Origin of the sequence: Pseudomonas fluorescens (assembly GCF_012974785.1) — a bacterium.
Taxonomy (GTDB): Bacteria; Pseudomonadota; Gammaproteobacteria; order Pseudomonadales; family Pseudomonadaceae; genus Aquipseudomonas; species Aquipseudomonas fluorescens_BT.
In genome coordinates, this window is record NZ_CP027561.1 from 4,451,292 (window position 1) to 4,472,930 (window position 21,639).

The 21,639-nt window shown below is 54.1% G+C and carries 19 protein-coding genes; 3 read left to right on the forward strand and 16 right to left on the reverse strand.

All coding sequences use genetic code 11. The features are described from left to right. Positions 1-20 precede the first annotated feature (20 nt). On the forward strand, positions 21-188 hold the full coding sequence (locus tag C6Y56_RS20090) for a DUF2897 family protein (RefSeq protein WP_065257130.1): 168 nt from the start codon (positions 21-23) through the stop codon (positions 186-188). Between the two features lie 45 nt (positions 189-233). Here the strand turns inward: C6Y56_RS20090 and C6Y56_RS20095 are convergent, their stop codons facing one another. Beyond that, positions 234-1,085, reverse strand: a complete 852-nt coding sequence (locus C6Y56_RS20095) for an urea carboxylase-associated family protein (RefSeq protein WP_169431350.1) — start codon at positions 1,083-1,085, stop codon at positions 234-236. A 175-nt stretch (positions 1,086-1,260) separates the two neighbouring features. Here C6Y56_RS20095 and C6Y56_RS20100 point away from each other — a divergent pair, with 175 nt between their 5' ends. Then, entirely contained in the window at positions 1,261-1,818 is a 558-nt protein-coding gene (locus C6Y56_RS20100) for a TetR/AcrR family transcriptional regulator (RefSeq protein ID WP_169431351.1), read from the forward strand. Here C6Y56_RS20100 and fabF read toward each other — a convergent pair. From fabF to C6Y56_RS20120, 4 genes are all read right to left on the reverse strand, one after another. Next, positions 1,815-3,089: a beta-ketoacyl-ACP synthase II gene (gene fabF, locus C6Y56_RS20105; RefSeq protein WP_169431352.1), complete on the reverse strand. Its 1,275-nt coding sequence runs from the start codon at positions 3,087-3,089 to the stop codon at positions 1,815-1,817. The genes C6Y56_RS20100 and fabF overlap by 4 nt on opposite strands. A 32-nt stretch (positions 3,090-3,121) precedes the next feature. Further along, a complete protein-coding gene (locus C6Y56_RS20110; protein WP_169431353.1) occupies positions 3,122-3,916 on the reverse strand; it encodes an SDR family NAD(P)-dependent oxidoreductase in 795 nt (264 codons plus the stop codon). A 217-nt stretch (positions 3,917-4,133) separates the two neighbouring features. Continuing rightward, on the reverse strand, positions 4,134-4,472 hold the full coding sequence (locus tag C6Y56_RS20115; protein ID WP_169431354.1) for a ComEA family DNA-binding protein: 339 nt from the start codon (positions 4,470-4,472) through the stop codon (positions 4,134-4,136). A gap of 112 nt (positions 4,473-4,584) precedes the next feature. Further along, a complete protein-coding gene (locus C6Y56_RS20120; RefSeq protein ID WP_169431355.1) occupies positions 4,585-6,579 on the reverse strand; it encodes a polysaccharide biosynthesis protein in 1,995 nt (664 codons plus the stop codon). A 394-nt stretch (positions 6,580-6,973) separates the two neighbouring features. On the opposite strand from C6Y56_RS20120, the gene C6Y56_RS20125 reads away from it, so the two are divergent. Continuing rightward, on the forward strand, positions 6,974-7,738 hold the full coding sequence (locus C6Y56_RS20125) for an SGNH/GDSL hydrolase family protein (RefSeq protein ID WP_169431356.1): 765 nt from the start codon (positions 6,974-6,976) through the stop codon (positions 7,736-7,738). An 8-nt stretch (positions 7,739-7,746) separates the two neighbouring features. On the opposite strand, the gene C6Y56_RS20130 is transcribed toward C6Y56_RS20125, so the two are convergent. From C6Y56_RS20130 to C6Y56_RS20180, 11 genes are all read right to left on the reverse strand, one after another. Continuing rightward, the gene (locus C6Y56_RS20130; RefSeq protein WP_249314326.1) at positions 7,747-9,486 is read right to left on the reverse strand and encodes a glycosyltransferase; all 1,740 of its coding nucleotides are present in this window, start codon (positions 9,484-9,486) and stop codon (positions 7,747-7,749) included. A gap of 396 nt (positions 9,487-9,882) precedes the next feature. Next, complete coding sequence (locus tag C6Y56_RS20135; protein ID WP_169431357.1) at positions 9,883-10,899, reverse strand: MraY family glycosyltransferase; 1,017 nt, start codon at positions 10,897-10,899, stop codon at positions 9,883-9,885. Then, positions 10,896-11,867 (reverse strand): UDP-glucose 4-epimerase family protein, encoded by a 972-nt coding sequence (locus C6Y56_RS20140; RefSeq protein ID WP_169431358.1) that lies wholly within the window; start codon positions 11,865-11,867, stop codon positions 10,896-10,898. Before C6Y56_RS20140 ends, C6Y56_RS20135 begins: the two co-directional genes overlap by 4 nt. Positions 11,868-12,066: 199 nt before the next feature. Continuing rightward, positions 12,067-13,446, reverse strand: coding sequence for an FAD/NAD(P)-binding protein (locus tag C6Y56_RS20145; protein WP_169431359.1), 1,380 nt, complete (start codon positions 13,444-13,446; stop codon positions 12,067-12,069). Next, positions 13,443-14,036: an adenylyl-sulfate kinase gene (gene cysC / locus C6Y56_RS20150; protein ID WP_169431360.1), complete on the reverse strand. Its 594-nt coding sequence runs from the start codon at positions 14,034-14,036 to the stop codon at positions 13,443-13,445. Before cysC ends, C6Y56_RS20145 begins: the two co-directional genes overlap by 4 nt. Before the next feature lie 169 nt (positions 14,037-14,205). After that, on the reverse strand, positions 14,206-15,552 hold the full coding sequence (locus C6Y56_RS20155) for a glycosyltransferase (protein WP_169431361.1): 1,347 nt from the start codon (positions 15,550-15,552) through the stop codon (positions 14,206-14,208). 54 nt (positions 15,553-15,606) lie between these two features. After that, positions 15,607-16,539, reverse strand: a complete 933-nt coding sequence (locus C6Y56_RS20160) for an NAD-dependent epimerase/dehydratase family protein (RefSeq protein ID WP_169431362.1) — start codon at positions 16,537-16,539, stop codon at positions 15,607-15,609. A gap of 94 nt (positions 16,540-16,633) precedes the next feature. After that, positions 16,634-18,841: a glycosyltransferase family 4 protein gene (locus C6Y56_RS20165; RefSeq protein WP_249314328.1), complete on the reverse strand. Its 2,208-nt coding sequence runs from the start codon at positions 18,839-18,841 to the stop codon at positions 16,634-16,636. Between the two features lie 8 nt (positions 18,842-18,849). After that, on the reverse strand, positions 18,850-19,998 hold the full coding sequence (locus tag C6Y56_RS20170) for an acyltransferase family protein (RefSeq protein ID WP_169431363.1): 1,149 nt from the start codon (positions 19,996-19,998) through the stop codon (positions 18,850-18,852). A gap of 19 nt (positions 19,999-20,017) precedes the next feature. Then, a complete protein-coding gene (locus tag C6Y56_RS20175; protein ID WP_169431364.1) occupies positions 20,018-20,473 on the reverse strand; it encodes a hypothetical protein in 456 nt (151 codons plus the stop codon). 107 nt (positions 20,474-20,580) lie between these two features. After that, positions 20,581-21,639 carry a glycosyltransferase gene (locus C6Y56_RS20180; RefSeq protein ID WP_169431365.1) on the reverse strand — a complete coding sequence of 353 codons (1,059 nt, stop codon included), beginning with the start codon at positions 21,637-21,639 and terminating at the stop codon, positions 20,581-20,583.

Below are 21,639 nucleotides of genomic sequence, written 5' to 3' on the forward strand. Positions count from 1 at the left end.
TGCCATTAAGGAGAGCCGCTATGCCCTGGTATGCCTGGTTGATTCTGGTCGTTGCAATCGGCTCGATCGTGGGGGGTCTGATGATGCTGCGCGACACCGCCAACAAGGTCGAACTGACCGAAGAACAACGTCAACGCGTTGCCGAGCGCAATGCCGAAGCGGACATCAAGGACGCTCAGGATCGTTGAACGAAAAACCCCGCCTGAATCGGCGGGGTTTGTTTTTGACGGCGGTTATTTTTCCCACTCGGCCTTGGCGATGTGCAAACCATGCAGGCCTTTGTACGCGGCGCGTTCCGGCGAACTCCAGCCTTCGAGTAGCGATTCGTCCAGCCGATAGATTTCCACCCCCAGCGGACGGCACACACTCAGCGGATCCTGCGCATCCGGCCCCCACATCGCCAACGACAGATCACCGCCGGGGCACGTCGACAACGCACACAGCAAGTCGATTTCCGCGAAGAATTCCAGATAATCGCCCTTCTGCGCCGGGCAGGCCTTCATGAAATACAAGTCATCGTGATTCAGGCCCGTGCACTGAAAGATATTCAGCACGTCGTGCACGTCGAATTCGGTCAGACCATGGGGCAGCACAGCGCGGGTCAGGTTGGAATGGCAATGATGATGAAAGTCTTCGCCGGTGAGCATCTTGTTCACATAGGGATCACAGCGCGTACCGAGCAAATCATGCAGGCGACCGCCGTGCTCGTCGATGCCGTAACCGGCCAGGCTGTCATCAGTGATGGTGATCAGCGGCCGCAGAAAAGGCAAGTTCGACCAGAGGCGATCATGTGTGCTGACATGGGCGCCCTGAAGTTGCCGGGTCCGGGCCGCCCACATCCGCTCGCGTGGATCGTGGGCATTCCACACATTGAAGTCGCCCACCTGCGGCCCCACCGGTGTGGTGACACGAAACACATGTCCCGCCGGAACATGCCAGGCGCGACCGGTGCGGATCGGCACTTCGAATTGCTCGATCAGGGTTCGCGCGCCCTTTTCGTCGCGAATCCGCTCGTAGAACGGTGCATTGACCTGCAAGGCCGAGCCTTTACTGACTTGATAGGCGGCCGGATAGTCTTTGTACATGGTTCTCCTGCTCCTTGGGTGATGGCAACTTTGTGAGCTGCAACCACTATCCGTGCCAACCGACATCCGCTGACAGGATCATCTTGGATTCACACGCAGGCTTTTTAGAAGTAGAAGTACAGTCACCATTCAATTTTCATTGGTTAAGATGGTGGTCACGTTGCGGAGAGTTTAAATGCGTTACTCGCAAGATCATAAAGCCCAGACCCATCAGCGCATCATCAAGGAGGCGTCCGAGCGGTTTCGCAAGGACGGCATTGGTGCGACCGGCCTGCAGCCCTTGATGAAGGCACTGGGACTGACCCACGGCGGCTTTTATTCGCATTTCAAATCCAAGGACGACCTGGTCGAAAAAGCCCTGCAAGCTGCCGGCGATCAGGTGGCAGGCCTGTGCGAAGAACTGTTCGCCCAGGAAAAACCGCTGGAAGCCTTCGTCGATACGTACCTCTCCGAATGGCATCAGACCTCTCCACATGAAGGCTGCCCGCTGTTGACCATCTCTTCGGAACTGGGATTGCGCGGCCAGCCGAGTCCGACCAGCGATCTCGTGCTCAAGGCTCGCCTGGATCAGATCCAGAACACCCTCGAAGGCGAAAACGCGGCCGAGCGCAGTATCGTCATCATGGCGACACTGGCCGGCGCGCTCCTGCTCTCACGCAGCGTCGCGGATGCCGGGTTGGCGCAGCAGATCCTCGACGTCACCCGCGAACACCTCAAGCGTTCCGAAGACTAATCCTGCCAACGCTTGAACAGCACACTGGCATTGACCCCACCGAATCCGAACCCGTTGGACAGCGCGTACTCGATCGGCATCGACCGCGCCGGACCGTGGACAATGTCCACGCCTTCGCTGGCCGGATCGGGATTGTCCAGATTGAGAGTGGGCGGAACGACCTGATCGCGGATCGCCAACAGCGTGAAGATCGCTTCAAGACCGCCGGCAGCGCCCAACAAATGCCCGGTGGCGGATTTGGTCGAGGTCACGGCGATCTTGTTCTGCCTCCCGAACACCGACTTGATGGCCGCCAGTTCGCCAAGATCACCTACCGGCGTCGAGGTTGCGTGCGCATTGAGATGCTGCACCTGATCCGGCGCGATACCCGCCTGAGCCAGCGCCAGCGTCATGGCTCGCCGGGCACCGCTGCCGTCTTCCGGCCCGGCAGTCAGGTGATAAGCGTCGGCGCTGGTGCCGTAGCCGACCAGTTCGACCAACGGTTGTGCACCGCGCGCCAGCGCATGCTCCAAAGATTCGATCACCAGCAGCCCGGCGCCCTCGCCCATCACAAACCCGTCCCTGCCACTGTCAAACGGCCGCGAAGCGCGTTCGGGCGTGTCGTTGTAGCCGCTGGATAAAGCACGCGCTGCCGCAAAACCGGCAAGGCTGACGCGGTCGATGCAGGCTTCCGCACCGCCGCACAACGCGATGTCGGCCTCGCCGGCGCGAATCAGCCGAGCGGCGTCACCGATCGCCTGCACGCCGGCCGCACACGCGGTGACTGGCGCACCAAGCGGTCCCTTGAGCCCGTGCTGGATCGAGACATTACCCGCCGCGAGATTGACCAGAAACGATGGGATGGTGAAGGGCGACAAGCGACGCGGACCACGGCTGTCGGTGGTGCGCACGGCATCGGCGATTGCACCGAACCCACCGACACCCGAGCCGATAATGGTCGCAGTGCGCTCCTGAGCGTGAGAATCGGACGGATGCCAACCGGCCTGCTCAAGCGCCTGACGGGCAGCCTCCATGGCGAACAGAATGAAACGATCCATTTTCTTCTGCTCCTTCGGCGGCGTCGCCCGATCCGGATCGAAACCGGCTTCGGCATCCTCTTCCATCGTCGGCACTACACCGCCGACCCGCGTCGGCAGATCGGCAATGACCGCTTCCGGCAGGTTTCGCAATCCCGAACGCCCGGCCAACAAACGCTGCCAGACGACTTCGACAACGCTGCCCAAGGGCGACACCAGGCCCATACCCGTGACAACTATTCGACGCTGATCCATATCGGGTTGACCTCTCACGACTCAGAAGTTTTTTATTTGTATCGGCTGGCCGCCGAACTGTGGGACAGGTTGGGAGCCATCACGTGACGCGCAGCCACGAAGGCTTGCCATTCCCCGGCGTCGGGCAGCGAAGGAATCGTGACGAGCTCGCCCTGATCCAGACCGGACAGCGCTGCATCGACCATCTCACCCGCCTCCATGACCATTTCCGCCGGAATACCACTGGCGTCAAAGCCTGAACGCTCCCAGATCTCGGTACGGGTCACTCCAGGCAACACCGCTTGCACCTTGACCCCGGTGCCTTCCAGTTCCGTATTGAGCGACTGAGTGAGACTCAAAACATAAGCCTTGCTGGCACTGTAGGTCGCATTGAAACGTTCCGGGAACAAGGCGACGACCGACGCGATATTGATGATCGTGCCGCGCCCGGCCTTGGTGAACGCGGCTGCGGCTGCCGAGGCCAGCCGGGTAAGGGTCGTGACGTTCAGTTGAATCAGGTTTTCCAGTTGGTCCGGGTCGGCATTGGCCAGCAATCCGTTCACTGCAACCCCGGCATTGTTGACCAACAGATTGATGCTGGAGTCGCTGCGCAGGCGTTGCTCGAGTTTGAGCACTTCAGCCTTTTGCGTGAGATCGGCCTTCAGCACGTCGACCCGGACACCATGAGCGTCCCGCAACTTGCTGGCCGCCGCTTCCAGGCGCTCCTGATCTCGGGCGACCAGCAACAGATCAAAACCACGCGCAGCCAATCGTTCCGCATACACGGCACCGATGCCGGAGGACGCACCGGTGACAAGCGCGGTGCCCTGGGATTTCGAGGAATTCATGGCAATACTCCTGAAGCAAATGGGAAGGGTCGCATCTGAAGGCGAGCCTGTGCCTCAGTGTCGACGAATATATTATAGGCATAATCTCAAGCTTATATGATAGCCATAATTTTCTACCGCCCGACAGGAGGGCTACGACCATCCACCGCACTTCATCTTTCGGGCGAGAATGAAAAGGGCCGGTCAATGACCGGCCCCTTGGCGTCTAACAATCAGCTTAGTTCACTTCCAGCTTGTCGCGATTGCGATCCAGGATCGCTTTGCCGATGCCCTTCACTTCCAGCAATTCTTCTACCGAGGCAAATGGCCCATTAGCATCACGGTAGGCAACAATCGCCTTGGCTTTCGCTTCCCCTACACCGGATAACTGCTTTTGCAAGGTAGCGGCATCGGCGCCGTTGAGATCGACCTTTTCAGTCGACGCCAACCTGTCGGTCACTTCCGCGACCACTGTCGTCTTCTCCGTTTGAGAGACGGCAAGAGGGGCAGCAACAGTGGCTATTGAGGCGCTGGCAAGCAGTGCAAAAAACAGAGAGTAGAAAAAACCGTTACGCATAAATGACGCTCCATGACATCGATTGAGAGAGCAGCTTTTCCCAAGCTGCCTCCCAAACTTAGGTCATGTCTGGCGAGAGTCAAAAGTGTGTCTATTACAGGATATGAAACAATCAGGGTTCAAGCCTGCGCTGCTGATAAATCCAGTCGACGATCTCGCCGTCAGGTGCGTAGCCGCTCACGGTTTCGCGCAGTAATTGACGAACCCGGGAATAATCATCGCGATCAAGGGCTGCAAGCAATTCAGTCAATCGTGACTTCAATAGGTCCCACGGCAAATGATCTTCATTGGCGGTCATGATCATCGGATGCGGCGTGGCAGCTACGTTGTCGCCTATCAAAAGCTCTTCATAGAGTTTTTCACCAGGGCGCAGTCCAGTGAATTCAATCGAAATGTCACCCTGCGGATTGCGCTCGGAGCGAATGCTCAGACCGGAGAGATGAATCATTTTCTCGGCGAGTTCGACGATTCTGACCGGCTCCCCCATATCGAGTACGAATACATCGCCACCTTGTCCCATCGACCCCGCCTGAATGACGAGTTGTGCGGCCTCAGGGATGGTCATGAAATAGCGGGTTATTTTCGGATGAGTGACAGTCAGCGGACCGCCCGATTTGATCTGGCTGTGAAACAGTGGAATCACTGAGCCGGAGGAGCCCAGCACATTGCCGAAACGCACCATGGTAAAGCGGGTTTTATTGACCCGGGATACGTTGGCGTTGTCTCCGAACAATACCGGCGCGGTCTCGCGGCTCAAAGCCTGCAGCGTCAGTTCCGCAAGACGCTTTGTACTGCCCATGATGTTGGTGGGGCGCACCGCCTTGTCAGTGGAAATGAGCACAAAATTCGAGACACCGGACTGAAGTGCAGCCTGTGCCGTGTTGAGTGTGCCGATCACATTGTTGAGCACACCCTCCGCGATATTGTGCTCAACCATTGGCACATGCTTGTAGGCTGCCGCGTGATAGACGGTGTCCACCTTCCAGGTTTTCATCACATCGAGCAGCTTGTCCTCGTTACGGATGGAGCCGAGGATCGGCAACAGGCGAACGGGTGTCGACTCCCTGCAACCACGATGTTCGAGTTCCGAGAGAATGCTGTACAGGTTGAACTCGCTGTGTTCGTAGAGCACCAGGGTCGTCGGACCCAGGGTGAAAATCTGCCGGCACAGTTCGGCACCGATAGAGCCACCAGCTCCCGTGACCATCACAACCTTGCCATTGATGCAACGCGCCAGCAGATCCGGCTGAGCCGGTACCGAGTCCCTGCCCAGCAAGTCGGCAATATCGACTTCCTGAATGTCTTCGACCTTGACCCGGCCACTGGCCAGATCCGTGAAGTTCGGGACACTGCGCACGTGAAGAGGAAAACCTTCCAGCAGATTGAGAATCTCCCGACGCCGGGCTCGGGTCGAAGACGGCAATGCCAGGAGCATTTCCTGAGCGCCGGTCACGTCGATCATCTGTTGAATGTTTCTGGGCTTGTAAACCTGGAGCCCTGAAATCGAGCGATCCGAGATGTCGGGATCATCGTCAATGAAGGCCACCGGACGCATGACCCGACCCATTCGAAGGGCAGCGACAAGTTGATTGCCAGCAACACCCGCCCCGTAAACCGCTACCTTGATCAATCCATCATCACGACTGGTGAACGGCACATGTTGAGCGGCGGTGAACCAGTCCCCCATGAAAAACTGACGCATGCAAAGTCGCAAGCCGCCAATGATCATCATGCTTAACCACCAGTAGTTGAAGATGATCGAGCGCGGAACCACGGATTCGTGATTGCTGTACCAGTAAACGACCACCGCCAGAATCAGCGAGGACAGACTGACTGCCTTGACGATGGCAATCAGCGCGTCATTGCCGAAGTAACGCATGACCGCTCGATACATGCCGAAGCGTATGAACAGCGGAATGGCGATAACGGGAGCGCAGGCGAAGAGCCAGATGTGTGCCTTGAACGGGTTATACATATCATCGATACCCAGACGCACGATGAACGACAACCACAGGGCGACCCATACCAGAACAATGTCGGTAGCCACCTGAAGCAAACGTTTCTGTTTGCGAGGCAAACCCAACAGAACAGTACGCACTTTATCCATTCACTCGTTCGAGCACTTGGCTCCCTCCTTCGACAGTCGACGACCCGCATTGTAACCTCAATGCAGGAGGCACTATCTGAATATTGACCGGCTACAGCCCGTGAATTGGTACGGCATTTCGACATCAGCATTTCGAACGGTTCAAGCGCTTTACAGTCGACAAAAAGCGGATTTGATCCCCCAAAAGCGAGCCCGTGAATTGTACTGTCGGCATGATTCGACAAGAGTCCCGGATCAATGACTTCAGACAGTCACCTCCAGACATCGACAGCCTGCTCAAGGTGCTCGCTGAGCAGACTTGTGACTCAACTAGGCGCACATGCCCTGACCCTATAGAATTTCGCTCTGGTCAATGCACCACCTCAAATCACTGAAATCAGGAAGCTCTCAGACAATGACCCCAGTACTAGTACTCGGCGACTCTCACGCGTCAGTTTTCAGTTCGGATGAAATGAGAACGCTGCTGTCCGAGTATTCGTTCGAGGTCATTTCCGTCGGAGGAGCAACTGTATCGGGATTGAAAAATCCAAATGCCGTCACTCAGGCGATGCCACAATTCACGGCCGCACTGGATGCAACGCACGCCAAGACAGTCATCGTCATGCTCGGCGAGGTCGATACCGGATTTGTGATTTGGTATAGAGCACAGAAACACGATAGCTCAGTTGAGCAAATGCTGCAGTTGGCCCTTGATAACTATCAAAAGCTTCTGAAAGACATTGCTCGGACGCATCAAGTAATCGCCCTCAGTACGCCCTTGCCGACGATTCAGGATGAAATGGAATGGGGTGAAGTTGCAAACCTGCGAAAAGAAGTAAAAGCGTCACTGGCTGACAGAACTCGATTGACCATTGAGTTCAACAACCGCATGGAAGAGTTCTGCCGCCGTGAACGCTTCAGTTACTTGAATCTCGACAGTCACTCGATAGATGCATCCGGACGCCTCAAGGAATCCTTGCGCAACCCTGATCCCAGTGACCATCACTATGACCCATCGGCCCACGCTCTCATGATCGCGCCCTGCTTGGCGCCCCTGCTTGAACACTGCCGGCGCATGGAGCACGAAGGCATTGACAGCCTGGACGCCAATGCCGCCGATAGACCTGACCGTTGTAATCTTCTCAGCAGACTGTGGCGAGCAATGTCGAGTAAAAAATAAGTCAGCGGCTACCCACACCTGTCCCAAACGCCTCGAGGGCTTCCCGCACGAAGGTAGTCGGCAAAGGGATCGGATCCGGCGACCGCCAGACCGCGTTCGGACACGTAGGCGTCAGGCTGAAAACCCGCAACGAGTGGCGGAACACTCATACCCCGCGCCCTTCCCCGTATATTGCTCAAGACATCTTGAACGACGGTTGCTCCATTGCCTCCGACCAACAGGCCCGACTCGACGATGGTATCGACATCCTGCTTTTCCTGTCGGGTTCGTCTGGATGCACTTACACCCAACCCTTCGATTTTTCTGACATAGGAATCCATGTCGAAATAGGTCGCCGCCGCGTCATAACTCAGATTGACTGCTTGCTCATACAACGAACTCGAATCAGCCAGCGCGAATATCTTCTCGGCGGCACTGGTGACATCCAGATAATTGGCAACACACACATCCCGCAATCCGCAGGACGAAAGAAAATCTGAAATCCCGCTCGCCTTGTCGAAACAGACTACCGGCAGCCGCTCCGCAATGGCATCAATGGCGACGTTAGGCAATGGATCCAGCCTTGAGGAAATGAACAGCACATCCGCTTCTTCATATGCGGTGCTGATTGCGGAGGTCTCCCCCAGTATCACGAACCGGTCTCGCAAACCCGATCGTTTGATCTGATCAGCGAGATAGACCGAATACCCATCTTCGGCACCCTGCATGTAGCCCTGACCAATCCAGACGAAACGAAACCGCTCTCCCCCGGGGCTATTCATGGCCTTGATCGCACATTGGATAAAAAGATCTACGCCCTTACGAAAATTGACATACCCGGCGCCAAATACAACAAACTTTCTGTCAGTGTCACTTTTCGGTCGAATTTGTTCCCGAAGCTTATCCGCCTCCATCCGTGCTTGATCTTCACTGCCTTTTTGCTCGGTAAGAACGCACCGCCCTTGTGGAAGGATGTGCGTGGGGAAGTGCTTAAATGCCGGAAATGAATCCTGTGCGTTCTCCTGCGTCAACCCCGCAGAAAACACAACTTCACTACTCCACAATAATGTATCCGACAACAAAGCCTGTGAATTGGGGTAGGCAGAGGCAAACTCATGAATCAGATAAACAGATGGAATAAAGTTCCTGGCAAGCGGTTCGAGAACGAGGTTGCACTCCATACTATTGACCAGTGCAAACTGGAAACTGAACTCGACACTCAACTGTTGTATTGCAAGTTGCGCATACTCAGCATTATGTCTGAGTGCGGGACTGCTCACGGTTGCAACAGCGGCATCCTTAAACGCCCCCAGGAGCGGGCCATTTCCAAGCAGTAATACAACCACGTTATATCGAACCGACAAGCGCTCGACGAGATTGAGCGCCAGAATGGGGGCTCCCGAACGCGATGCCTCATGACTGACAACCAGGATGGTGTCCAGCTCAGGATTAAAGGCATGCGTCTCGGAACGATGCACTAGCGGCAACGTCACGACCCGCCAGGCATCATGCCGACCGTGGTTCAAGTAATGATCGACAGGGTCAACGGCGCCCAGGTCAGGGTTCATTCGTAAATAGAATTCCGGATCAAAATTCTCAGGAAGCAGGCTCGCATCGTGAGTTTCTCCGATGCCAGCCGGTGACATCACCCCCACAGCCAACGGCGAATTATTCTTTTGCAGCTTCGGAGGAAGATTGGGATTCGCCAGCCTTAACCGTGCAGCATTCACAAACCCTAGAAGTTTTGACAGGAAGATACTGCGAGACAAAATCTGCTCCTCTCCGATCGCTTTATTCCAAGAACAAAGCATCATTAGAAATACTGTTATACACCTGATGAGTCAAATCACTTACCGGACAAAGCCAGCTCCAGTGTTGATTCCGACCCGACGTAGACACCAAACGTTCCATCGACGAATTCAGTATTAATTTCGAGGACTTCAGGCCTCGAGGCGGCATTGCGGTTGCCGTTGTACGCGCAGGGATACACACTTTTTACAATTTACGGATCAGTCTTGGCCATAGGCACTCGCTTTTCTGCGGTGACAGAGCGTATTGGCGTTTCAGATCGCAATGAGGATGTTGCGTGCAACTCGTCCCACCTGCCCCGCTCTGGCAGGTGGGACGCACGCCTGCACAGCAAATGCCATGCGCACCAAGGTTTCTCAACTGGTTTCCAGCTGGCCTGCTTGATACTTTACCGCCAGCCAAACAAGAGGCACGTATGCCATCACCAACGCGAGTACGCCATCAACCTTGAAGCAGACGACACAGAGTGCAATCGGCAGCAACCACAGGAGATTGATCAGTCCGACCACGGAAGTCACCGGCAAATGACTGCCGACCCGACGGGACGCAAACTGATAGGCGTGACTGCGATGCGCCTCGTAGACCTTATCCCCGCGCAACAACCGACGTAACAGGGTAAATGTCGCATCGACAATGAACACACCTAACAATATCAGCCAGGCCCACAGCAATCCTGGCTCCACCCAGGCAGCCTGGAGTGACAGGACACCCAGGATGATTCCCAGAAATCCGCTGCCCGCATCCCCCATGAAAATTTTTGCCGGCGGGAAGTTCCAGCACAGAAAACCACCTGCGCAAATTGCGAGCAAGATGGGTGGCCACGCCAGTTCGGGCAAGCCGATCACCCAATACAACAACCCCGCACCCAAGCCGATCGTAACGGCTTCGACACCGGCAATACCGTCAATGCCGTCCATGAAGTTGTACAGATTAAGCATCCAGACCAGGTAGATGACTGCCACAAGATGCCCCAACCAGCCCAGTTGAATACTGAAGCCGCCGATCATCACGGGTGGCAGCCCACCAATCCAGTAAACACCCCATGCTGCTGCAAAAAAATGAGCCAGAAGGCGCCAGCGCGCAGCGACATGACCATGGTCGTCCAAAAAACCTACAACAGCGGTGATACCGCCTGCCCCCATTAATGCAATCAATGCTCCTTGGCCAATAAGCCCGACCTGGAACAGCACCAACAATGCAAGGATGAACACCAGCACGATGGCGACCCCTCCTCCTCGCGGAGTGGGAACCGAATGGGAACTGCGCTGATTGGGTATATCCATCAGACTTCGCGACAGCGCGTAACGGCGCAGACAGGCGGTCAGGACGAAAGATAGCCCGGCCACCGCCGGGATGAGCCACCAATGATTCATGGTTTTCGGTTTTCCAGAAATGGTTTCACGGTGGCGGCCAGACCCTGCTCAAAGCTGAATGGCGGAACCCAACCCAGCAAACGCTGGTTCTTACCGATATCAACCTGGAGCGAACCGAAAACTCGCTGGGCAACCGCACCTCGCCCCACCAGTCTTGCCATGGCACTCACCAGACTGACTGGCAATGGGAGCAGTACAGCGCGCTTTTTCAGGGCGGCGGCGATACTACGCAACAACTCAGTGGTTGATACATCATGCCCGTCACTGGCCAAAAAGACCTGACCAGCCGCAGCGGGGTGTACAAAGCACGTCACGATCAGATCAATCAGGTTATCAAGGCTTACCAGGCTTCGTCGGTTGTGTACCGCGCCCAATGGCAGAGGAATTCCGCGCTGCAACCAGCGGATCATACTCAAGAAATTGGCTTTTACACCCGCCCCATAAACCAGAACGGGCCGGATGATCACAACTTCCATTTCAGTGGTTGTTGAGAGTTGTTTCAATCCAATTTCTGCTTCGAGCTTGGAGATACCGTAAGGATCGACGGGAGCCGGTGTGTCATCGGCAGTAAATACGCTACCCGGCTCGGTGAACTCACCATTTACCTTGATTGAGCTGATGAAGATAAAACGTTTCACACCGGCGTTTGCTGCCTGTCGGGCGAGATTCAGAGTGGCATCGACATTCACCCGCCGAAACTCCGCCAGCGGATCCGTTGCCGTCTCATCCATGACGTGCACTCGCGCACCGCAATGCACTACGACATCAATCCCGGTTAACGCATCTCGCCAATCAGCATTGGCCGTCATGTCTGCAAGCATGAAACGACGAATTTCCCGAGGCAGATCGAGACACTCCCGTCTCAACGCGGCAACTGGCAGATAACTTTTGGAAGTTGCCAGATGTCGCAGCAAGGCCCCACCCAGAAATCCCGACCCGCCCGTCACAAGCACGGATTGAACACTCATTGAAAAGGCTCAACCCGAGGACGCCGAACCTTTGAAATCAAACGACAGGTGAACGGGGACGAATAACTCACGACAACGTCATCGAGATCAGACCTGCTAACCGGCACCATTTATTATTCACTCAGGCGTTGTTGATTGTTTGATCACTGTCCAAAAACGAGAGAAGTCGCCCGACCTGAAGACCGGGCGAATGCTCCCACTACCGACTGATGCTTGTAGCGACCCGCAAGGCCAGATCCTTCGCATATTTTCTCAATTCCGGGACGGCAGTGGCCTCCCAGAATTGCGCCTTGAGCATCGGGCCAACATAACTCAACCAAGGCACCGTGTTGCCGTGCGCATCCAATACGCAAAGCGATTCATCAACACGGATACCCAATCCCAGGCTGTCCAGCTTTATCAGACCTGCCTGACGCAACTGAACGATCAGACGATCATCGACGCGGGCAAGGTTTGAGTTCGGTCCGGTGCAATTGATGACATGCGAAACGTCAACGGTCTCGACCGTGGACTTTCCTCGCTGTTCAACATGAACACGCAAGCCTTTTGCCAACCGCTCGATACTCTGGATTCTTCCTGCCATTGGCCGAAGTCGGCCCTGTTCGATCTGCGCTGAAAATGCTTTGAAAGACTCAGGTGCGACTCTGTGGCGATGAGCATCCCAGTAGACTTGCAGATGACGCAGAAAACGCCGCCGCTCCACTTCATTCAAGCGGCCCCACAAGTGCGCTGTAATCGGTCGCAAGGCGCCGACAATATCGCGCCAGTCGATTTCTCTCTCGGCCGCCAGGCGAACCAGCTCGCGTATGCGGCGAAGGTAACCCAAAGCAGTCGGAGAAGCGGACTGAAGGCTCTGAACGACCTCGCCTGCAATGGACTCGACATGGCGAGAGGCACGGTGTGGCAATGGCCGGACACCACGCCGGGAGAGCATGTACACCCCCCCCCGATGCCCCTGTTGATCCAAAGTCAACGCCACATCCAACGCAGTCAATCCGGCTCCCAACAGCAGAATCGGAGCTTGCGGATCGATCGGTTCTTCGATGGCCCCCGACCAGGGATCAGCCAGATAACGACCTGCGTCTCGGGCAACCGAGGTGATGGATGGGTTGAACGGTGAAAAATTTCCGAATGCCAGGATCACATGATCGGCAATCAGATTGCGCCCATCAACCAAGCTGATCCGGGCCTTTCCATCTTGATACTCAAGACTGTTGGCCTCGCAAGTGATCCGCTCGAAAGTCACCCCCTCTCGACAATTGTGCCCGGCATCGGCCAATAACCATGAGAGGTAGTCGCCATAGAGCTTTCGCGGCACAAAAGTAGATGACGTCGTACCCGGCAGGCGACCTTCGCAAAAGTGCAGAAAGTGATCTGGCTGATCGACCAATGCCGACATGTTGCCGGCCGGCACATTCAGCAAATGCCTTGAACTACTGGTGCCATACGCCAAACCTCGAGCCATTTCACCGGACCGGTTGAGCAGCACCACATGTGTACCAGGCTCGCAGACTTGCAAGAACTGCACGGCCGTCACCGCACCACTGAATCCCGCACCGATAATGACCAGGGTCTTCAATGATCCTTCCGCCCTTCCATAAATTGCATGATTTTTCTTACAGCCTCTGGCACATCATCCTTGAGTGTATTGATGTGAACATCCGGCGCTTCCGGCGGCTCATAGGAAGAATCGATACCGGTGAAGTTTTTCAGCTCGCCCGAGCGCGCCTTGGCGTAGAGCCCCTTTGTATCGCGGCGCTCGCACTCTTCCAAGGATGTGTCGATATGGACTTCAATAAAAAAAGCATCACCGATCACCTGCCGAGCCAATGCCCGGTCACGCCGAAACGGCGAGATGAACGCACTCACCACAATCAGCCCGGCATCGACGAACAACTTGGCAACTTCTGCAACTCGCCGGATATTTTCCGTACGGTCCTGATCGCTAAATTTCAGATCACGACACAGACCGAGACGAATGTTGTCTCCATCCAGCAGGTAGGTGTGACGATGTTCCTCCAGTAACGCCTGCTCAAGAGCGTTGGCAATCGTCGACTTACCGGCACCGCTTAGCCCGGTAAACCACAAAACCACAGGTCGTTGAGACTTGAGAGCACTACGCTGCTCCCGATCGACGACCATTTTATGAGCGACAAGATTTTCCGCCATCGCAAACACACCGCTGATATATATACATTGACTTGAATCAGGTATTTAACGCTTGAAGATGATTAATCTCTGACGTAAAAGCCCAAGTCCTGAAATAAGCGTGAAGGATAGACCGGGCCATTGCCCGCGCCAAGAAAAACCTCTACGAGCCGAAAAGAACCGACTATTTCTACATGGATGAGTTCCAAATCTGAAACAACTCATCCACATAGACAGAAACAGATTTTGGAGGCATGGAATTCGCAGACAACTCCTCCAGCAACCTCTCTTCGCCGATCAGGCGTGCGAGAGCGTGTTGGAGCCCAATAACGCTGCCTGGCGCAAATAGCAATCCGTTGACATCATGAGTAACCGCCTCGGCGATTCCGGGTACATCGGACGCCACAACGGGACAACCGGCAGCCTGAGCCGAGTAGACAACAAGCGGGGTATTTTCATTCCAGACAGATGGCACTACCAGTGCATCCAGGCCACCCAACACGTTGAAAATGTCATCATTCGAAAATGTGCCGCAGAACGTCACCGACTCATTCCCATCCGACAGACGATGCAGTTTGGCTACATATTCCGGAAATTCGGTTTGTTTGCCGTATATCTTGAGATGCACCTCGCGGGAAGAGAACTGCTGCAGCGCCTCCAGCAACACATGGCAGCCTTTATGCGAGGCGAGCGTACCGATGAAACCCAATACCAGCGGCCTATCATTCAACGTCCGCTCGCGCACCACGACAGGCTGGGCCAGGTTGATGCCATACGACGACCTGACCATTATTTCGGATCGCACGCCGTTACGCAGAAGCAGTGACTCAATCATCCGATTGGGCGCAATGACAGCCTGCAGAAGATTCAACCGACGAATGTTGCGGTCAAGACGCTTATCGAGAGCACGCACCTCACCCACGAACGAAACCGTTGGAATCCGAGGAGAACGAGCCAGACGCACCAAACTATCGCTGACACTGTCGGGAATTGCACTGACCAGAGTCGCGATTCGACCGGGCAGCAGATTGGCCGCGAAATGCACCGCACAATTTCCCGCGTCCGGACTCGGCCCGGCACAGGTCTGCCCGCCGCAGCGCAGCAACTGCCCAGTGGGACAAATACTCCAGAAGTCGGTCGGCGTGTAATAAGCAGGCACACCTGCCATCACGGCCTTTTCAATCAGTCCGGTGCCGAGGCGGTTAAGGTGAAAGAAGTGCACAACGTCCGGCTGGAACTCTTTCAGCAATTGCTGAAAAAAGTCCGCAGCCAGATGGTTATCATAGCCAATTTCGATTTTCGACGTCTGATCACCCATCGGCACATATGCGTGCCGAAATCGGTCCACCAGAAGCCCGTCGTAATGATATTGGTCGAATCGCTCTTGATCCGTCAGCGCTTCAGTGGCCGGAAAACCTGTGAAGATCCTTACCTCATGCCCCCGCCCCTTCAGCTCGCGAGCGACGGACAGAGTCAGAACTTCGGTGCCTGCAGAAAATTCCGGAAAAAACTGATGTACGGTGAGCAGTACCTTCATTCGAGGTTGCAGCCAGCATTGCTGGAGAGCAAAAGGCAGCTCACCCGATAACCCTCACTTCTGCGATTCTTTCTTGGCCCATTCAAACGTTCTGAAGATACCGTCTTTCATGGAAATCCTGGGCGACCATCCGAGATCATCCTGCGCCAATTTATTGCACAACACACTCACGGGTACATCGAAAGAACGCCCAGGCTTGTAGTTTCTGGCAACCGGGGCGCCGCTGACCTCTTCGATCATCGACATGAGGCTGTTCAAACTTGTACCGATACCCGAACTGATATTGAAAACACTGGTTTCGCCGGTGTAGGTCACCGCTTTTGCAAATGCCTCCGCCACGTCGCTGACATGAAGAAAATCGCGCTGGACGTTGCCGTCTCCCCAGATTTCGATCGGCGTGCCCTTCAATACATTATGAATGAACACACCCACAGCACCTTGGGCTGTTTCCACGCGCTGGCGCTCGCCATACGGATTGGCAACCCGCAGAGACACTTGTTTAATGCCATGAAGGTGGCTGTATAGATGCAAATATTTCTCGATGGCCAACTTGGTTATGCCATAAGAAACCTCTGGATCAGTCGGATGTTTCTCATCAATAGGAATGTACTTCGGAGCGCCGTAAACAGTCCCGCCCGACGAAATGAAAACAATTCGACCGACCTTTTTTTCAACCATGGCATCAAGCAATTGCAAAGTTGCAATTACGTTGCTTTGCACATCATAGATCGGGTTTTCATTCGAGCTTTTTGGCAAGGTCGTCGAAACAAGATGCAAAACAACATCAACGCCGTCGATTGCCTCTTTGATACTACTGATATCCGACAGATCACCCGTCATCCACTCGACTTGCTCATCAGGCAGAAACGCACGATAGGCAGGCACTCTCGGGCGTTCGAAAACGCGGATCGAATGCTTATCCTGTAACAAACGATCAACGATAGTCGATCCGATAAAGCCGCCGCCGCCAAACACTGTGATTTTCATAAAAACTCTCGACTAACATCGAAACTGTCGAAAAAACATTGACGTTAATCTGCAATAAAAAAGACGAAAAACCTACCACACAAGCAGAAACGCGTCAAGAAACAGACACTTTCAACCTTCGCGCAACCCTCCTGATTAAAGGCCTGTTGAAAATGAACTTGGCCCAGCGATTTCGACGCACCTTCGCTATCAGGAAAGCAAGAATACCTTGATTGAATGGAGCAGCGGTCTGTGCTTCATTCGTCAGACAGTGCGTTGAGTACAGATGATCGAGATAGGAAGTGACTCGTCTGTTTTCCAACGCATTCGTCGCTATTTCTCTGGCCAACCCCAGCGGCAAAAATGGTTGAGACGAATGCTTTCTGTTGGCTCGTGCCTCATCCATGATTTCCAGCCACTGACGACTGGTTGCAGCGGCAGTATAGTTCGCCTCAATCAACTGCCGACAGGCCAGCGCCTTGCGACGACGTGTCTCGGCGTCCGCCGCCAACTCTTGAAGCACCTGCACATAACGAGCGACTTCATCCTCGCCATGCTGGACCAGGTATCCGGTTTCCACACCCACCAACTCGTCCTGGCCACCCACATCAGCCACAACCGGAACCACACCCGCCGCCATGGATTCGATAAGCGCAACCGAAATGCCTTCATATTCGGATGGCATCAACAAGACGTCGGACACTGCCAGCAGGGAAAGCCAGTCAGCATGAGCCTTCGCCCCCAGCACCCGTACCTCTGTGCCCAGGTCATACTGCGCGATCAGACTTTCAAACGCAGGGCGCAGCTCCCCCTCGCCAATGACCAAGGCATTGAAGCGAACCCCCTTCTGCTTCGCCACGCTTAAAATCTCGGCAAGCTTCAGTGGCCGCTTCTGATCACACATACGACCGGCAAAAATAATGGTGAGAGCCTGCTCATCCAAAGCAAAACCGCGCAATACAGCACCGCGCTCGCCTTCGGACAGGGACACCGGATGAGATTTGATTCCCGTATACATCACTCGAATCTTTTCCGGATCGGCGCCGAGCCTCTCCATCCAATCGGACAAGTGACGCGTGCTCACCACATTCAGATCAAGCGCGTCCTGGTAACCAACCGCGAATCGCGGGTGCCCACCATTGAGCCAATGCATCTCTTCGGTATGGCACAAATCCACAAACGCCGTTTCAGGCGCCATGGTGCGCAAGTAAGGCAAAAGCTGATAGCCCAATGTACTGCCGGCGATCAGTACCGTGTCGATGCTCCGGGATTCAATCAGATACAAAATAAAGCGTGGAAAATCCGACAAAGACAGAAAATTCGGCAGCACGAAAACATCACGAGTCAATTCGGCAAACTTTCCGAGCCAGCGATGATCTGCTTCCAGGGTCGCGCACACAGTGACATCAGCGCCACCAGCAACCAGGCCTTCGATAAGGTCAATATTGACCCGATCAGCCCCCCCTTCAACCATCCACGGCAAGAGAAACATGACCCGCCGGCCACTTGCATTGCGCTTGAGCGGGTTGCGGAAAGGAAACGCAACCGGCAACGTTTCATAGGCTGAAGGAAAACGCCGATTGACCTGTGGAATTGCCTTACCGGCCTTTATCTGGTCAGAATCAACATCATGCCCCACCTCCGAGAAAGCGCACCACTGCAGATACTCGGGAATCGTGTATCCCCAATACCCCTTGTCAGCCAGGCAAGAAAGCATCGCGAGCGGATCTCGACCGTCAGACAAAATCGCGATATCGGAGAAAGTCTCCAACAACACCGAACTGCGGAATACCGCCGCTCTGACCCTCAATTGAGCACTGGCAAGGTAATGTTTACCCTCACTCAAATGATGGTTGATCAACCACCTATGCTCGCCCGGAATCATTCCCAAGGAGTTGCAAAAAGCAAATTCCGGATTCGATACCAAGGACCAGATGGCCTTTTCGATAAACGTTGATTTCAGTTGAGTTTTGGCATCCACCAGCACCACGTAATCAAATGCAGACCAAACCGCACTTGTGGATGCACACTCGGCACGTGGGCGTAAAAGAACGCGCTCATCTTTCGCAACTTCAGCAATAAACGCCGCACTCAACTGTTCATCCGAGTTGCCGTCGTAACAAACTAGCCACTGCCAACTTTGAAAGGTCTGCACCCGCAGTGACTTGTAAACACCTGACAAATCACATGCGCGCTCACTTGCCAAACTGACAACAAGAACAGGCGCAGCCTGCCCCCCTTCGGCTTGAGCAGCTACGTAATCATTAGCCAGTGCGACCGTACCACAATAGCTGGAGAAATCCGGCGGTGTTGAGTTTTGCATAACAAGACCTACTTCCCTGCGCCAAGACGCTGGAGGCTCTTCAGAAATTTTACGAATGAAAACCCATCGACATCTCGAAGCTTCAGGAACGGCTTCTCAACCAAGCGATAAGTCAAATAAGCGAGCAGGTAAACACACAGAGTGAATATTGGATAAACGATCCAGGGATTATTATATATAGCCTCATGCAACCCAAATCTGTTCAACACCGAAATCACCAGGGTGAAGGCAAAAATATGCCCAAGGTAGATCGAGTAGGAGACCAGGCTCGTAAACTTGACAAAACGGTTGAGTAATTGCGAACGCGAAGGACGCAAATGGAAGAATGCGGGAATCAGAGCAGCAAAAAAAATCGCGGAACAGGAGAAAAACACTGACTGCAAAACTTTGTCATTTAACGTCCAAGGCACTCCCTGCTTTGTCAGAACAATGATGCCGACTACAAATGCCAAAGGGATATACCAAAAGCGGATAATCCGATCAAACAACGGTTTATGCCACGTATAGAGATAAGCCACCAGCACACCGAACCCAATGGCATCCAGACGATAGAGAACCACATAGCGGGCATCGTCATACCTGACCGGCTGGATTGGCATGCCAACACGGGCAAGAAACGGAACCACGATAAAAACCGCGATCGTTATCATCGCCGCCCGTTTTACGCTGGCGCCAAAACCGATCATCAGCAATATGAGCAAAGGGAACGTATAGTAAAACCATTCTTCTACAGCCAAGCTCCACGACAATCGATAAAAGTCTGTCATGGTCCAGGCGAAATTCTGAGCAAACACCAAGTATCGAAATTGCTCGCCGAAGGTCGTTGCACCTTGCCAGTCAAACTTCAACGAAACAAAGAAAAAGAACACGTAAAGCGGCAATGTTCTCATCCATCGGCGATACCAGAAGTTCGTGAGCCCTGCCGTTTTCGTTTCACCCCAACGCGCGGCCTCTTTAAGCAGAATTCGACCGATCAGGAAACCACTCAGGCAAAAAAACAAATCCACACCAAAAATGGCCAGAAATGCGAAATTTGACAGAATTGGGCTGGGAAGAGAGTGCCCCAGCATATGCCCGAATACGACAAGCAGGCATGCAAGCGTCCGACAGACATCAAGTCCGAAAGAACGATTGGGATCCGCAACAGCTGTGCTCATATCAATTCACTACCGAAGACTATTTGTTAAAGGAGACCTGCTTGTCCCAGAGGATTTCGCAGCAGTTGCCCTGCGGCGAACGGAACTGGCCAACCGCAACCCGATCAACGGTTGAAAGCCCGTACGCAACCTCATAGCGACAGTAAGCAATCCCCGATCGCGTCTCCGTGGACGTAGGCTTGAGGGAATTCAGGTTGAAATCCTTGTTGATAAAGCCTTCTGCCCCCGCCTTTGAGGTGTCTCGTGGATAAATATGGAGAAAAAAGTTATCCGGAACCTGAGCAACATCGCAGCCTTTGAGCTCCAGCTTGAGGGCATTGCTGACGACATCCAGCGTCACGTGATCCGAAACCGCTATCGACGCAGCACGTTCAACAGGCGCCTCGGTATCTCCCCAACGGGTAAAATACAAAACGCCGGCCGCCAAACAGATAAAAAAAGAAACAGAACTCAGAATCTTCAGGTCAATCTTCACTCAGTGCCTCTACTTCACAAACAATAAAACCAGCGACACCCTCGGTTCCATATCAAAGAGAGTCACTGGTTACGGCGCCGCAGCGCTGGAAAATTCGGTGCGCCGCGTCAGACGGCGCCTAGCTTACGAAGAAACTTACCCACCAGAGCTCGCCATCCAGTAGCAACAGCAACCGCAGGCTGCTCGGTGATCACTGCCGGGCTAAAAAAATCTTCTTTACCCGTAAGCCCGATGAAGTCCAGGTAATTGAAGCCATGCAGCGCTTCAATCTGCACCTGGGATTCGGCGTTCGTCATCAATCGATAAAGCAATTCGATACCGAAGAGCCTCGTACCTGAACAGGTGCCTGCATGAATTGCAACCATTGCCAATAGAAACTGGGTATTTGCACCCTGAGGCGTTACCCATTGCGCAGCTTCCGGAAAGATCTCAAGAATATCCGCTTGTGGCAAATCGACATAGTGTTGTTTCTGCAGATGCCATTCCAGCTTCAAGCGGGCTCGTCTATCCGGACGATCACCACTGGCATTGGACTGATCAGAGAAGATCCGGTGCAATGTCAGCTTTTCCTGAACGACATGGATATCGGACACCTTCAACAAACGGGTCCAAAGCTCCGCGTCATCGATCTGAGCATGCGCACACTTGTACAGTTCGCTTTGCTCGTAGGCACTGCGCCTGACCAGGGCACTCGGATGGCACAATCTGTTCTCGTTGAAAAACAGCGCACGCAGCCAGGCCGCTCGTGACTTGTTTGGCTGGTTGAACCAATCGATAGACAATGGCTGATTGTTTTCGTCAATACATTGCACATGGGAGAACACAGCACCGATGTGCGGATTGGCATCCAGCACAGCGACTTGCTTCTCCAGCTTGTCCAATGCCCAGGCATCATCCGAATGATGAATAGCGATGTAGTCACCGGTGCTCTGCGATTGGATAGCGCGATTAATATTGTAAATATAACGGCGAGTTCGATCATTTCGAACCTTGATAATCCGCGGATCATCATAGCGCTCGATAACTTCCCAGGAAGCATCTGGCGAAACATCATCAACGACAATCAGTTCCCAGTCACTATAGGTTTGATTGAGAACAGTATCAATCGCCTGCCCAATATACTTATCGTGATTATAGGAAGTCAGTACAACCGAAACCTTTGCCAC